Below are 12,586 nucleotides of genomic sequence, written 5' to 3' on the forward strand. Positions count from 1 at the left end.
AGCACTCGCTGTATGTGCTGGCGGGGGACTTGAATGGAAACGAAATAAGGCGCCTGCGCACTTGCCTGATGCGGCGCGGAATTATCCAAGCGCTATAGCGGGGAAGAGTCCAAAAGGTCGATGAGGCCCTCAGGTTGATGGTTTGTCTTCTTTGTCATTCCCGCGTGCGACTATCGCAAGAGCTTCATCCGCAAGCGGTCGTTGCAGCGCTTTGGCTTCGTCCCACGGCGCCCGCAGCCAAACGTCTCGCTCCTCGGCTGTCGTCAGGATCACCGGCATTGCCTTCGTATGGATCGGCTCAACCACCGCATTCGCCTTCGTGGTGAGAAACCCATAAACCTGATGCGGCCCCGGCATCGGCTTTGACTTCGTCCCGCGATCACCATTGAAGGTGGTCCAGATGCCGGCGAAGGCAAACAGCGGCCGCGACTCCGCCAGTGCGAACCACACGATGTCTTTCTTCTTCGTCTCCGGGTTCGGCTCCGACGCGTATTCGGCAAAGCTGTTCACGAGCACGAGGCAGCGATGCTCCGGCTTGAGCCAGGCGGGCCAGTGCGGAGAAGAAGTGTTGCGAATGTTGGTGACGGGCGGGCCGCCGGTGCGTGGTGGCGGCGGCATGCCCCAGCGCATCATCACCATCTCGCGCTCGCCGTCGTCGCCATCGCGGATGACAGGCGCCGGATAATCCGGAAACACGCCGGGCATCGGCGCGAGGTTGCCTTCGTAGCGCCTGACGACGCGGAAGAGATCGGCGATCGCGGCTTGGTTGGTGGTGATCGAATAGAGATTGCACATGAGCGCGTATGACCCTCCGCTTGCGATGCTACTTATACCCGGGAATGGAGATCGCTATGCAAAGACGTGTTCGATAAATAGAAACCGCGCTGCGGGCGAGGCAGCGCGGTTAGGGTCAAGTCATCGAAAGGTTGGTTACTTGGACATTCCGTTGCTCTTCATGCCCTTCTTCGAGTGGTGCTTCGACATGCCGCTGTTGCTCATGCCCACAGTGCCCTTGCTCATGGAGCCTTTCTCCATGCCGGACTGCTCCGTGCCAGGTTTCGAATTGCCTTGGGAATTGACCTGGCCCTGAGCAAAGGCGGAGCCGCACATCATGGAGAGCGCGGCGGCGGCGATAATGATCTTCTTCATCGGAAACTCCAGGTTGTTGCGTCTAAGCCAACCGGAGAGCGGCCGTGGCGTTCCTACAAAACGAATGCGCCTTGCCAGACTTGACTCTGAGTTCTCTTTTTGTTCTTTTCGGCCAAATCGCAGGTTTGGTCAATGCCTACACTCGAATACATCCGCTCCGAGATCGAACACATGCGCCGGCAAATCGGCCGCCAGCAGAAGGAAATTCAGTCCCTTCTTCGTTCGGGCATCTCGACCGCCTCGGCCGAAACGCTGTTGACCAGCATGCAGGCGAAGGTCGAAGGGCTTTGCGACCAACGCGATCGTCTGCTGAGCGAGGAGCGCGGGCCGACTTATGCCAGCGGAAAGCGCATCAAAGGCACTCCGTCACACCGCAGGGCCTGATGACGCGGCGTTTTCCTGCGCCATGGGTGATGGAAGAGGACAAGCACGGCTTTCGCGTCAGAGATGCTACCGGCTTGTACATCTGTGGCATCCCGCACCGTGACGATCTACACCGAAATGGTTACCAGTACGCTCATCACTTTCTCACGCGAGACGAAGCGAGGCGAATTGCCAAGGCGATCTCTCGACTGCCGGAGTTGTTGAAGCGTCCACAATACTAAGGTCCTCCGCTTGTCCCCACAGCGGCGCAGAGGCGGAATTTGCACGAGGTCCGAAACGGGCCAACAGGCGACATGTTGGATGAATTCATTTAGCTAGGCTAATGCGCCGCCTCGCTAGGCTTGCCATTATGGCTTTGTTCGAAAGTCTAGGTCGGGGTTTAACCTATGTGTCTGCAACCATTTGCCCAGGAGCGTTAAATCGCTCTCATCAGCAGAAGGAACGCGCGATGGGAAAGAAGCGGAGGCGGTTTAAGCAAACAGACCCGCTCGACAAGCGGCTCCTGCAATTCGCAGAAGACATGCGGAAACGCGCGGATCGAAAACCCCCCGGCGATGAGCGAAACTCCTTGCTCAAGCGAGCCTATAACGCAGATCAAGCAATCGACTTGGAGCGGCAGCTTCGCCACCAATAATAGGAACGAGGCGAATTGGGAGTAATTAGCTCTGCGTCCAAAGCCCTCCTAAACCTAGACCCATCTCAGGGGCTGTTTCTTTAGGTATGAAAGAGGCCGCCACGGCTTGGGCATCAGGGGCTGCGCGGGTCTATTTCCCAAATGGTGAGTTCGGCTAAGGCAACAGCGTCGCTCACGCCCCTCCTATGAAGCTCGATCATTTTCTTGGCGACAAGAGCGCAAAGCGGGGTTGAGCAAATCTGGTCCGCTCTGCCGCGATGAGCGGACATCCGTCAGAGGCGGCGCAGCTTCGCAAATGGCCAGAAGCGGAGGTCTGCAAGATAGCAGGAGCGATGCGCTATCTGCTCCAAAAGCAGCTATTTGGTTTTAGCATTTCCGGTCGTCTGGTTTTCGATCTGTGCGTCGACGGCTCGCGCCAGCGCTACGTGTTGCTGCAGGACCGGAATCGTTTCCGTAGCAAACTGGCGGATACGCTCGTTTTGGGTTGAACCCTGTTGCTTGGAGTACTTTTCAATATCGTCAGAATGGTCCTTGATCTGAGCTTGCATGAATTTGGCCTCGAATTCGTGCCCGCCCAGTGTCTTTAGCTTGGATAGTGTCTCTTGGCCCTCTTGGCCGACACCATCGGGCAGATTGGCCTGCAATTCGTTAGCGAGCGCTGCGAGCCGGCTCTCGACTTCCACGTGATCATCAACCATCAGGCGTGCAAAAGCCTTCAGTGCGGGATTTGCCGCCCGCTTTTCCGCGATCAGGCACAGCTGGATCTCTGCCTGGTTGTCCTCAGCCGCATAGCTGAGGAATTTCTGGTCGATCTGATCGAGCGCGCGGCCGGACTTGACACCCTGTTCCTCCGCTTGCAGGGCGGCGCCCCAGCAACCAACAGCCAAGGCTGCAACCAGACCTGCACGTAGAATCGAATTGCCCATGGACGCCGCTCCTCTGCTCGAATATGGCGGCTCAACTGAGCATGAGGACCACCGTTCCTAACCCAATCGGATTTTGCGGCCCCAAGTCGGCGGTAGTTGGGCTTCATCGCAATCCGTGCCTTCATTCGCGGCTGCGTCGACCCGCATGGGGCCTCGCCGTGTTCCGACGACAGCTTCATCACCGCTTCGTGCAGCCAGGAAGGTATCGTCGAATGATCATCGCTCCGCTTCTCGGCCAAAGTCCACCAGCGATCGGATACGTCCATCACAAGTCCTCCCGCAAGCCCTTAAAGAAAGGGTGCCGGACCTTTCCCTCCGCTGACTTGGCGCGATACTCGATCTCCGCGAGCAGCTTCGGCTCGACCCAGATGCCCTTGTGCGCAATGCGCCTCGCATAAGGTTGCGTCTTGCGAATGAGCGGCCGCAAGCGTTTTTGCAATTCGGCGGCCGACGTCTTGTCGAAGCCGTGGTCAACCTTGCCGGCATAGATCAGATCGTCGCCCTTGTGGCGGCCAAGATAGACGCCGTCCCATTTGCCCTCATCGAGCGCAAAGCCGGCGATGGTCAGCGTCTCGCGCTGGGCGCAAGTTTTCTTGACCCAGGCGTTGCCGCGGCCGCTCACATAGATGCTGTCGCGAACTTTTGAGACCACGCCTTCCAGGCCGATCTTGCAAGCATGCGCGAGCATCTCGGGTCCCTCGATCTCGAAGCTCTCGCTCAATTGCAGGTCGGTGCCGGCGATGATCTCCTTGAGTTCGGCCTTGCGCTGCAGGAGCGGCAAGCGACGAAGATCTCGCCCGTTGAGATAGAGCAGGTCGAAGGCGACGAGCACGATTTTGCTCGACCTGCCTTTCAGCTCGTTTTGCAGAACGGAGAAATCCGTGGTGCCGTCGGCTGCCGGCACGACGACCTCGCCATCGATGATCGCGGAGGCCGCCTTGATGTGCCAGGCATCATCGGCGACCTTCCTGAAGCGCTTGGTCCAGTCGTGACCGCGACGAGTGAAGACCTTGACCGCTTCGTTGGCGAGATGCACCTGCACGCGGTAGCCGTCGAACTTGATCTCGTGAATCCACCTTTCGCCTGATGGCACCTTCTCAATCGAGGTTGCCAAGGCCGGTTCGATAAATCCGGGGAAGGGCGCCTTGATGCCAATCGCCGCCGACTTCCTCTGACGCTGGGACGCCACTGACCAACTCCACGCTACAACACTTCGGATTCGAATCATTCGCGGCGGATTCGTTCCGGCCTCGCCGCCTCCAAACAGCGACAAAGGAACCAACTGAATCTCTTTGCGTTTCTCAAAGCCAAGGAGGTGCATCATGGCAGCAGCAAAGAAACAAACCGCCCGTGGCCGTAAACAGGATCGCGCGCGCGTCGCTGGTGGACAGAAGTACGAAGTTGCTTACGAGGCGAAGAAGACCCGCAAGTCTGCGTCGGCGGTGAAGAAGGCCGTCAAGAAGGTCGGCAATATCAGGAAGAAGGTCGAGCGAAAGCTGGGGCGCGAGGGCAAATAGGAACGTTCGGTTTCAATCCCGACTTTGTTTGTGCCGGCTTGCCGCCAAGAAGCCGGTTCTCCTGGCGGCTCTGGCGTGCGAATCCCCCCGTCGCCGCCAGAGCCGTTTCGGTTTATCTTAAACGATCTTGACCCGTCGGGCAAAACACTGGCAGAATGACATCATCGAAAAGTTTGGTTCAGCCAGCGCGGGGCAATCTGGCGGGCTTTTGTTTCTCGATCGTCCCGACCGCTCCTATTGAGCCAACAGCCGACATTTCAGGCTCGGTACTGGGGGCAGCTTAGGACCCATTTCGGACCTCGATGATCGTCGGAATCCTGGCGCCCGGACTGGTAGGCCTGACTATACCGTGATTGGATAGGTCCCGATTTTCGGGATGGGTGGGGATTTGCAGTGACAGGCGGACGCGTAGAGCGACGATTGGCGGCAGTGCTGGCGGCAGACGTTGCCGGTTATAGCCGCCTCATGGGCGCTGACGAACTCGGCACATTGCAGGCTCTCAAAGCGATTCGTCGCGAGATCGTCGATCCCGCCATCGCTGCGCACAAAGGCCGCATCGTCAAAACGACCGGAGATGGCATGCTGGTCGAGTTCGCCAGCGCGGTTGATGCGGTCACCAGCGCCGTGACCATTCAGGATCAGATCGCTCGGAGGAACGAGACTATTTCGTTCCGGATCGGCATAAACGTCGGCGACATCATTATTGATGACGACGATATCTTCGGCGACGGCGTCAACGTCGCAGCGCGTGTTGAGAGTGAATGCGAGCCCGGAGGCGTCTGCCTGTCCGGCAGCGCCTACGAGCAGGTCCGCGGCAAGACCGCATTTGCCTTCGACGATCTCGGCGACCGCAGCTTGAAGAACATCGAGCGGCCGGTACGGCTTTATTCAGCTCGGTCGGCTTCGGCATCTACCACGAGCGCCAAGCCTCATTCGGAAACGACCAAGTCACTGCCCTTGCCCGATCGGCCCTCAATCGCGGTGCTTCCGTTTCAGAATATGAGCGATGATCCGGAGCAGGGATATTTCGCTGACGGAATAGTCGATGACATAATCACCGCATTGTCTCGCTTCAAATCCCTATTCGTAATCGCACGCAATTCGAGCTTTATCTACAAGGGGGCGGCAGTTGACATCAAGCTGGTTGGTCGCGAGCTTGGCGTTCGCTACGTACTTGAGGGCAGCGTCCGAAAGGCTGGCCGAAAGGTTCGTATTGTTGGGCAATTGATTGACGCAGTGAGCGGCGCGCATGTGTGGGCGGATAGATTCGACGGTTCGTTGGAAGATATTTTTGAATTGCAGGACAACATGACGACAAGCGTCGTCGGCGCAATCGTACCAAAACTTGAGCAAGTTGAGATTGATCGCGCCAAGCGCAAGCCCATCCAAAACCTCGATGCTTATGATTCCATTCTGAGGGGAATGGACTGTTTGCAAACGGCCGGGGACAGGGAAAAAGATGATGAAGCGCTGCGGTTTTTCTACCGTGCAATAGAACTGGATCCGCAGTCAGCTTCAGCCTATGGCTGGGCGGCCAGCCGATATCACGTTCGCAAAATGAACGGGTGGATCGTAGATAAAGAGCGCGAATTTGCCGAAGCGAGGCGTCTGATTGAATGCGCTATCAAATTTGGTCAGGATGACGCCGTCGCGTTGTCGCGCGTGGCGTTTGCACTTTCTTTTATTTTTGTTGAACATGAGCAGGCCGCTACGTTGGTTGATAGCGCTATTGCCATGAACTCCAATCTTGCAATCGCGCTTCGTGCGCGCGCATGGATCAGTGTTTATCTCGGGGAACACGAGAAGGCCCTGAATGAGATTGATCGCGCGATCCGCGTTAACCCAATCGACCCGCAAAACTATCACTTAGAAAATGCCAGGGGCTTTGCCCTGCTTTTTCTGGGTAAATATGATGAAGCTTGCCACAGCGCAGAGCGCGCGCTCGCTATTCAGCCAAGAATTACTCCATCCCTAAGAATTGCGTCAGTTGGACATGCCCTATCAGGGAGGCTTGATCAAGCACGGGCAATGATGGGGCGCTTGCGCGAAATCGATACGGTCATGCGCCTTTCCAATGTAGAGGAGTGGTCACCTTTCAATCGAAAGCAAGATGTTGAGAGGTTTCTCGAGGGTCTGCGTTTAGCGGGTCTTCCCGATTGATGCCAGTTGCCCGGAGCCGCCCGATGTGAGGGACGACTTCCTATAGCTGGTAATGTCTCTTCTTGGCCCATCGCCGACAGGTGGTGCTCGACCGCGCGACGCTGCTCCTAATCCAACACCGGTCTCGATGCTGACCTCATAAGCTGAAGGATTATTTGTTTGACACGTCGGGCAAAACACCGACATGATGCCATCATCGAAACGAATTTGGTTCATCCGCGCCGGAAGCATCCGCCGCGGATTTTTTTATTTCTGGAAGAGAATTTGAAATGACCAGGATCAGGAGACGGCTACCCGTCTATCAACACGTCGCTCAGCCGATGACGAGCGACGATTATTTGTCCCCCACCTTCCGACATTCAGGCTTTGGCGAGGAGCAGGACGGAGACCGCAATCCACGTGCTCTCCGCCATCATGATCAGAGAGACCGCAAACCCGTTTGCGCGGGTGGCCGCTGCGAAGGAGTTGCTCGATCGCGGCTGGGGCAGGCCGGCGCAGCCATTTGCGACCAATCACGGGCCGTTGGAATTGCTGACCCGGATCGAACGCGTGATCGTGCATCCGGATCATCCATCGGCGGCCGTTCATCAGGTTGAGAGGTCAGCCAGCGCGGAGGTGTCCCGTTCTGAGTCAACTCACAAGGAGAAAGCGGAATGAGTGTCTTAAAGCCGACGTTGCTCCAGCCCCAGGCTGCACCCGGACGATCGCGCGCCGGGCTGACCTCGCTGGATGCGCGAAGCGTTTGCTTATCAACCAGAACCTGAGGGCGCGGAGGCGGTTGGCGAGGGGCAGGCGCCGGCAGCCAACGATCCTGCGAATGTTCGGATTCTAAGTCGCGTCGCTCCGCCCGCGTGACGCTGCGACTGCGTCCCTATCGGCTTCCCACGACAGTCCTCAACTAATAGGGGTTGAGCACGCTGTCGATGAATTGCTCCTTTTCTCCGGGCGCGTAACCCTGGCAAGCACCGTAATATGGTTCTGGCCCGTCGCAGGGGTTGGCCGGCCGATAATATCCACGCGGCGCATAGGCAAAGCCCGAAGGTCGGCCTGACGGGTACATGTGATGATGGGGACGAACCACCGCATGCCGGTGGTGCCCATGATGCACGTTTGCCGCGTTCGCCATTCCGCACAGGCTGAGCAGGACGCTCAAGGCCAAAATCGAACGCATCGCCTTCTTCCTCCGAAAAGTTCGCTCCATCATCTCAATCATTACCATGACGCAGCGTTCCAAAGACCCCCTTGTTGGCTCTCATTGTCTTCCGACATCGCGCCAACGCATCGGGAAAATTTGGCAAGAAGCGAAGGGAACGCAGAAATCCTGTTCGTGTTGGTCAAAGACCGAGGAGCACTTCGATGGACAGAACCTCGATCTATGACGAGTTGAGCCGGGTCGAGCGCGACGTGGTCGCAGGAGAGCGTCAGCTTGCCGAACAGGAGCGGCTGGTTCTCGATTTGAAACGGGAAGGCCAGAACACTTCGGGTGCAGAAAGGGAGCTGGAACGGCTGCGTGACGCTCAGCGCCTGCGCGATCAAGACCGTCAACGGCTGCTTTCGCGGCTGCAGCCCTGAGGCCTCCTCATCGGGCACCTCAACCGACTTTCGTTGGGTCCGGTCCGATCTTGAGCTTGTCCATCAGGCTTGGTATCGTCTGCGCGGAGGCCGACGAACATATTGCAGTCGTCCTCCGTTGGTAAACTTAAAGCCCTTTGCGGCCCCGCCTTCGGGTGCCTTCAGTGCGTTGGGTGCGGCAACGTTCCCTCCGTTCTTCCCTTAGACTCCGGAGGCGGGCCCTTTTGCCTGCCGACCAAAGTCCGCCGCAGCACCGACAAGATACCCGCCTTCCCGGTGAGCGGGCGGAATCATCTCGTGCCTCGATCGGGGACGTCAGCCCGATCGCGCCCGATTGAACCTGCGTCGCCTCCGGCGACACCAAGGCAGGCAGAGAAATTGCCTTGGTCGCTGTTGCCGTTGGTTGCTGTTTTCCTTGGCCGGATGTTGGCATGAACCCCTCTCTCGATCTGCTCTATCGCCTGGCGGCCTTCGGGGTCAGCATCTATTGCGGCCGCAAGGCCTGGTATGGCTATGTCGAGCGAAAGATCCTGTTCGTCAGCGACGACTGGTGGGACTGGTCGCGGTGGTCGCGGCAGGAGTTTTACCGCGACCCCATGCCGATCCGCTACTGGGCGCAGATGGCCGGCACGGCCTTCGCCTCGCTGGTGAGCCTTCTCGGTGCGATCATCGGCTGGCAGCCGGGGCAGCTGAACTTCTGACAGCTCCGGCTGCCTCTGCCAGCGACGAAACCGTCCTGAAACGATCCTGAAACCAGATCGTCCTGAACTCCATCGCCGCTGGACTCGACCAACGGAGCGAAAAGGAGAAAGCCATGATCCAGGTCGGTTCCAAGGAAGAAGTCGCGTTGCTCTTGGCCCTGTTCGGGACCCATACCCAGCCCGTCAGCAAGCCGAAGTCGAAATCGCGGCAAGGGTAAAGGCGAGCCCATGCCGGGTCTGGCCGATTGCCTGAGTTTTCTGCGTTTGCTGATTGCCCGGGGAGATCCGAAAGGTATCCCGATGGCGACCGATGCCATCGACGACTACCTCGCCATGGCTCCGGTCAGCGCACGCCGGCGCGGCCTGCGCGTGCTCCAGCAGGACGCACTCGAGCTTCATGTCACCTCGGTTGGCGTGCAGCGCTCGTTCGCGGAAACCGTGGACGCCTATATCGCGCGGAAGCTGGCGGAGGAATGAGGCGAGCTTGGCCTCCCGGGCCCTCTCCCGGGAGCTGGCATCTGTCTTGCTACAATCGTCTTGATCGCGGCCCGGCAGTCGGGCCGTTTCAGATTGAGGCGATCACATGCAGTCAACGTCCCGTTTCGAAGCGACCGCGTCCCTGCAACTCCACGCTCTGATCTCCGACCTGCACTGGCGGATCCAGATGCTCGACGGCGACATTGCCGAGGAGGAGCGCAATGCCGGCAATGCCGATCCTCGCAGCCCGACTTATTCGATGCTGGCGCAGGCCTTGCGGGCGCGCCGCGACAACCTGCGGACCTCGGTCGCCTTGCTGGAAGCGCGGGTCGAGCGGACGGCGCAGCTGTCGCACGCGGCATAGGCCAGGGTCGCGCCGGATTCCGAACGCATACCCCGGGGCATGTAACATGGGTTAATTCACTGTGGATTTGATCCGTCGCGGAAGGCTCGCGCGTCCGCTTTTGGAACCAGTGTGCACTTTGATGCTTAGGAACTCCGTCATCAGGAGTTCTGGTCGTGGCCGACAAGGGGGACGCCGAGCATCACGGTCCTGGCCGCCCGCCAGGCCCGTCGTGCCCGAGATGCAAGACGCCATCGCGCTACATTACGTCGGTGCTCGACATCAGGCGCGACCGGCCCGTCATGATCTACCGGTGCGACACGTGCCGCGATGAAATCTGGCAGTGAGGTCGATGGGGCGATGCCATGGCGGGCTCTCAGTTCATGACCTCGGGCGGCCAGGGTCCTCTCAGCACGCCGATCTTCCGGCCGAGCTGCCAGACTTCGACATCGCCGCGGCGCGCAAACCTCCGTGCAAAGGCCAGTGCGGACGAGTCGCCGGGCGCCTCGAACGCCTCGGCGGCGCGGAAGACGCCGTCTTCACCGACGAGATAGGCGCGATACTGCTCGCTCATGTCGGCGCCCTCAGGCCGGGCGAATACAGCCAGGCATCGATCTGCATCGCCATCTCGTCCTGCCGCGCGCGGCGCAGCAGCATCTCGCGGCGATGTCCCGGCGCGAGCGCGCGCGCCTGCTCGCGCAATTGCGCGGCTTCATCCGCGAGCCTCTGGTGAAGTGTCCTGGTCTGCTTGAAACGACGCCGCTTCAACATGGCGCTGCTCCCTGTTCGCGTGGGGCGGGAGCGCGACTGGCGTTCTCATCACCGATATCTGCCAAGGACCTTGCGGTGATGGTTAACCCTACGACTCGTACGGGCGGGAGTCTCCAACATTTGATAGGACGACGCGCAATCTCGCGCACGTCTTTGCGATGTGCTGTCAGGGCCTTTTGTGCCGCTTACTCATTTTGTGCGCCGGCTGGATCGAAAGCGCATTTTTGAACAAAGGAGCTACCCCGCGGAGCTTGCTCCTTTGTCGCCTCCGACACTCCTATGCTGCGCCGAACCAGGTCGTCAGCGACTCCAGGAGCCCGCCCGCGCGCTCGTCACCGACCCATGCCACATGCCCGTCGGGCCGCACCAGCACGGCCGTCGGCGCGGCGACTGCTCCGATGGAAGGAAGCTCCCATGCGCCATCGTAGGCGGCATCGATGTGGGTCACGCGATCGGCCCAGGGCGAGATGTCGCGCCCGAAAGGCCCGCCGAAATCGAGCAGCACGCCGCGCGCCTCATGAAGTAACATGAACAGCCGCACGGAGCGGCCCGCGACAGTCAACGCCAGATCGGGCATGCGGCGACCGAGCAAGGGATGCCCGCCGCCGAGATCATAGCTGATATCGAGCCCGCTCATCATGGCGCCGTAACGCTTGCGCGGCTCCTCCATCGCGAGCAGTTCGGAGAGGACCTCGCGCGCGGCGTTGCGGCCGTCGTCGTTGCGGCGGAGCAGGGCGATCTGCGCCCTAGCGTTGCGGAGCACGCGCGCGGCCACGGGATGGCGCTCGGCATGATAGCTGTCGAGCAGGCTGTTGGGCGACATGCCCTTCACCACCTGCGCCAGCTTCCAGCCCAGATTGACGGCATCCTGCACGCCGGTGTTGAGGCCCTGTCCGCCGACCGGATGATGGATGTGCGCGGCATCGCCGGCGAGCAGCACGCGTCCCTTGCGGTACGAGACGGCCTGCCGTGCCGCGTCGGTGAAACGCGAGATCCGGGACGGATTGTGGACGCCGAAATCGGTGCCGTAGACGGCGATGAGCGCCTCGCCGAGATCGCGCAAGGAAGCCTCGCCGCTGCGATCGCGCGTCGCTTCCGTGATCACGACCAGGATGCGTCCGGCCTCCGTCTTGCTGAGGCCGTGAAAGCCTGTTGCGTCGTGACGCAGCCCCCATTGCGGCGCCTCGCGCATCTCGACCTCGGCCATGAGATTGCTGAGCGTCGGATCCGTGCCGGCAAATTCGATGCCCACGGCTTTGCGGACCAGGCTGCGCCCGCCGTCGCAGCCGACCAGATAATCCGCACGCAATGTCTCGCCGCTTGCGAGGCTCACGTCGACGCCGGTGTCGTCCTGCACGACATCGCTCACCTCGCGGTCCCGATAGATGGGGACGTGGAGCTCCTCGACCCAATCGGCCAGGATGCGTTCGATGTGGCTCTGCCGCAGCGCGAGGCCGTAAGGATGCCCAGTGGGCAGATCGCCGATGTCGAGCCGCGTCCAGGCAAAGCCTGCGAGCTGGGTGATCTTCCCTTCGCGCAGGAAGCGGTCGGCAACGCCGCGCTGATCGAGGATCTCGATGCTGCGTGCGTGCAAGCCCCCGGCCCGCGTGCCGGTGAGCTCCTGGCTGACGCGGCGCTCGACGACGGCGACATCGCACCTCGCCAGCGCCAGCTCCGCCGCCAGCATCAATCCGGTCGGACCGCCGCCGGCGATCACGACGGCATGATGGGCCGCTTGCTCGGAGCGAATTGGCGAGGTGCGGTTGCGCGCGCGTGACGTCGGCAGCAGGACAGGCATGTGGTGACCCCTCTCAGGTGGCGTGAGGCGCGGGGGTGTACACCGGGTGCGGGAGCTTGAAGCAAGCCCCTTGCGCACCACATATCAAGCTGGGAGGAGGGGCGATGTGTTCGTCAGCCGGCCCGTTCCACGCGCCGAGATGCGCGCTGGCGGC

16 protein-coding genes are annotated in these 12,586 nt (G+C 60.3%); 8 read left to right on the forward strand and 8 right to left on the reverse strand.

From position 1 onward, the window contains the following. Positions 1-129 precede the first annotated feature (129 nt). Together XH91_RS10920 and XH91_RS10925 are read right to left on the reverse strand one after the other, a co-directional pair. Complete coding sequence (locus XH91_RS10920; RefSeq protein ID WP_164934207.1) at positions 130-795, reverse strand: SOS response-associated peptidase; 666 nt, start codon at positions 793-795, stop codon at positions 130-132. A gap of 135 nt (positions 796-930) precedes the next feature. Further along, complete coding sequence (locus tag XH91_RS10925) at positions 931-1,149, reverse strand: hypothetical protein (protein ID WP_128950608.1); 219 nt, start codon at positions 1,147-1,149, stop codon at positions 931-933. A gap of 99 nt (positions 1,150-1,248) precedes the next feature. Here XH91_RS10925 and XH91_RS10930 point away from each other — a divergent pair, with 99 nt between their 5' ends. Further along, entirely contained in the window at positions 1,249-1,533 is a 285-nt protein-coding gene (locus tag XH91_RS10930) for a hypothetical protein (RefSeq protein WP_347338610.1), read from the forward strand. A 990-nt stretch (positions 1,534-2,523) separates the two neighbouring features. On the opposite strand, the gene XH91_RS10945 is transcribed toward XH91_RS10930, so the two are convergent. Further along, positions 2,524-3,093, reverse strand: coding sequence for a DUF4142 domain-containing protein (locus XH91_RS10945; RefSeq protein ID WP_128950611.1), 570 nt, complete (start codon positions 3,091-3,093; stop codon positions 2,524-2,526). A 265-nt stretch (positions 3,094-3,358) separates the two neighbouring features. Further along, positions 3,359-4,282 (reverse strand): non-homologous end-joining DNA ligase, encoded by a 924-nt coding sequence (ligD, locus tag XH91_RS10950; protein ID WP_164934208.1) that lies wholly within the window; start codon positions 4,280-4,282, stop codon positions 3,359-3,361. Between the two features lie 133 nt (positions 4,283-4,415). Between ligD and XH91_RS10955 the strand changes: the two genes are divergently transcribed. The 3 genes from XH91_RS10955 to XH91_RS39235 all read left to right on the forward strand — a co-directional run bounded on the left by XH91_RS10955 (position 4,416) and on the right by XH91_RS39235 (position 7,427). Beyond that, positions 4,416-4,610 (forward strand): DUF3606 domain-containing protein, encoded by a 195-nt coding sequence (locus XH91_RS10955; protein WP_128950613.1) that lies wholly within the window; start codon positions 4,416-4,418, stop codon positions 4,608-4,610. A 429-nt stretch (positions 4,611-5,039) separates the two neighbouring features. Then, positions 5,040-6,770 carry an adenylate/guanylate cyclase domain-containing protein gene (locus XH91_RS10960; protein WP_245477352.1) on the forward strand — a complete coding sequence of 577 codons (1,731 nt, stop codon included), beginning with the start codon at positions 5,040-5,042 and terminating at the stop codon, positions 6,768-6,770. 399 nt (positions 6,771-7,169) lie between these two features. Beyond that, on the forward strand, positions 7,170-7,427 hold the full coding sequence (locus XH91_RS39235) for a hypothetical protein (protein ID WP_206733561.1): 258 nt from the start codon (positions 7,170-7,172) through the stop codon (positions 7,425-7,427). A gap of 241 nt (positions 7,428-7,668) precedes the next feature. Here the strand turns inward: XH91_RS39235 and XH91_RS10970 are convergent, their stop codons facing one another. Continuing rightward, entirely contained in the window at positions 7,669-7,941 is a 273-nt protein-coding gene (locus tag XH91_RS10970; RefSeq protein ID WP_128950614.1) for a hypothetical protein, read from the reverse strand. A 185-nt stretch (positions 7,942-8,126) separates the two neighbouring features. Between XH91_RS10970 and XH91_RS10975 the strand changes: the two genes are divergently transcribed. The 4 genes from XH91_RS10975 to XH91_RS10990 all read left to right on the forward strand — a co-directional run bounded on the left by XH91_RS10975 (position 8,127) and on the right by XH91_RS10990 (position 9,884). Continuing rightward, positions 8,127-8,342 (forward strand): hypothetical protein, encoded by a 216-nt coding sequence (locus XH91_RS10975; protein ID WP_128950615.1) that lies wholly within the window; start codon positions 8,127-8,129, stop codon positions 8,340-8,342. 431 nt (positions 8,343-8,773) lie between these two features. Then, positions 8,774-9,043 (forward strand): hypothetical protein, encoded by a 270-nt coding sequence (locus XH91_RS10980; protein ID WP_128950616.1) that lies wholly within the window; start codon positions 8,774-8,776, stop codon positions 9,041-9,043. Between the two features lie 228 nt (positions 9,044-9,271). Next, positions 9,272-9,520, forward strand: a complete 249-nt coding sequence (locus tag XH91_RS10985) for a hypothetical protein (RefSeq protein ID WP_128950617.1) — start codon at positions 9,272-9,274, stop codon at positions 9,518-9,520. Positions 9,521-9,626: 106 nt separating this feature from the next. Continuing rightward, positions 9,627-9,884, forward strand: coding sequence for a hypothetical protein (locus XH91_RS10990; RefSeq protein WP_128950618.1), 258 nt, complete (start codon positions 9,627-9,629; stop codon positions 9,882-9,884). A gap of 355 nt (positions 9,885-10,239) precedes the next feature. Here the strand turns inward: XH91_RS10990 and XH91_RS10995 are convergent, their stop codons facing one another. The 3 genes from XH91_RS10995 to XH91_RS11005 all read right to left on the reverse strand — a co-directional run bounded on the left by XH91_RS10995 (position 10,240) and on the right by XH91_RS11005 (position 12,432). After that, positions 10,240-10,437, reverse strand: a complete 198-nt coding sequence (locus tag XH91_RS10995) for a hypothetical protein (RefSeq protein WP_128950619.1) — start codon at positions 10,435-10,437, stop codon at positions 10,240-10,242. Continuing rightward, positions 10,434-10,634: a hypothetical protein gene (locus XH91_RS11000; RefSeq protein ID WP_128950620.1), complete on the reverse strand. Its 201-nt coding sequence runs from the start codon at positions 10,632-10,634 to the stop codon at positions 10,434-10,436. The genes XH91_RS10995 and XH91_RS11000 overlap by 4 nt, the downstream gene beginning before the upstream one ends. A gap of 277 nt (positions 10,635-10,911) precedes the next feature. Then, entirely contained in the window at positions 10,912-12,432 is a 1,521-nt protein-coding gene (locus XH91_RS11005; protein ID WP_128950621.1) for an FAD-dependent monooxygenase, read from the reverse strand. Positions 12,433-12,586 lie beyond the last annotated feature (154 nt).

It is taken from the genome of Bradyrhizobium guangzhouense (genome assembly GCF_004114955.1).
Classification (GTDB): domain Bacteria; phylum Pseudomonadota; class Alphaproteobacteria; order Rhizobiales; family Xanthobacteraceae; genus Bradyrhizobium; species Bradyrhizobium guangzhouense.

What these genes read in the sequence shown, in the direction of transcription:
- XH91_RS10920 (WP_164934207.1), bottom strand. Translation starts at nt 795, where the DNA reads ATGTGCAATCTCTATTCGATCACCACCAACCAAGCCGCGATCGCCGAT.
- XH91_RS10925 (WP_128950608.1), bottom strand. Translation starts at nt 1,149, where the DNA reads ATGAAGAAGATCATTATCGCCGCCGCCGCGCTCTCCATGATGTGCGGC.
- XH91_RS10945 (WP_128950611.1), bottom strand. Translation starts at nt 3,093, where the DNA reads ATGGGCAATTCGATTCTACGTGCAGGTCTGGTTGCAGCCTTGGCTGTT.
- XH91_RS10955 (WP_128950613.1), top strand. Translation starts at nt 4,416, where the DNA reads ATGGCAGCAGCAAAGAAACAAACCGCCCGTGGCCGTAAACAGGATCGC.
- XH91_RS10970 (WP_128950614.1), bottom strand. Translation starts at nt 7,941, where the DNA reads ATGCGTTCGATTTTGGCCTTGAGCGTCCTGCTCAGCCTGTGCGGAATG.
- XH91_RS10975 (WP_128950615.1), top strand. Translation starts at nt 8,127, where the DNA reads ATGGACAGAACCTCGATCTATGACGAGTTGAGCCGGGTCGAGCGCGAC.
- XH91_RS10980 (WP_128950616.1), top strand. Translation starts at nt 8,774, where the DNA reads ATGAACCCCTCTCTCGATCTGCTCTATCGCCTGGCGGCCTTCGGGGTC.
- XH91_RS10985 (WP_128950617.1), top strand. Translation starts at nt 9,272, where the DNA reads ATGCCGGGTCTGGCCGATTGCCTGAGTTTTCTGCGTTTGCTGATTGCC.
- XH91_RS10990 (WP_128950618.1), top strand. Translation starts at nt 9,627, where the DNA reads ATGCAGTCAACGTCCCGTTTCGAAGCGACCGCGTCCCTGCAACTCCAC.
- XH91_RS10995 (WP_128950619.1), bottom strand. Translation starts at nt 10,437, where the DNA reads ATGAGCGAGCAGTATCGCGCCTATCTCGTCGGTGAAGACGGCGTCTTC.
- XH91_RS11000 (WP_128950620.1), bottom strand. Translation starts at nt 10,634, where the DNA reads ATGTTGAAGCGGCGTCGTTTCAAGCAGACCAGGACACTTCACCAGAGG.
- XH91_RS11005 (WP_128950621.1), bottom strand. Translation starts at nt 12,432, where the DNA reads ATGCCTGTCCTGCTGCCGACGTCACGCGCGCGCAACCGCACCTCGCCA.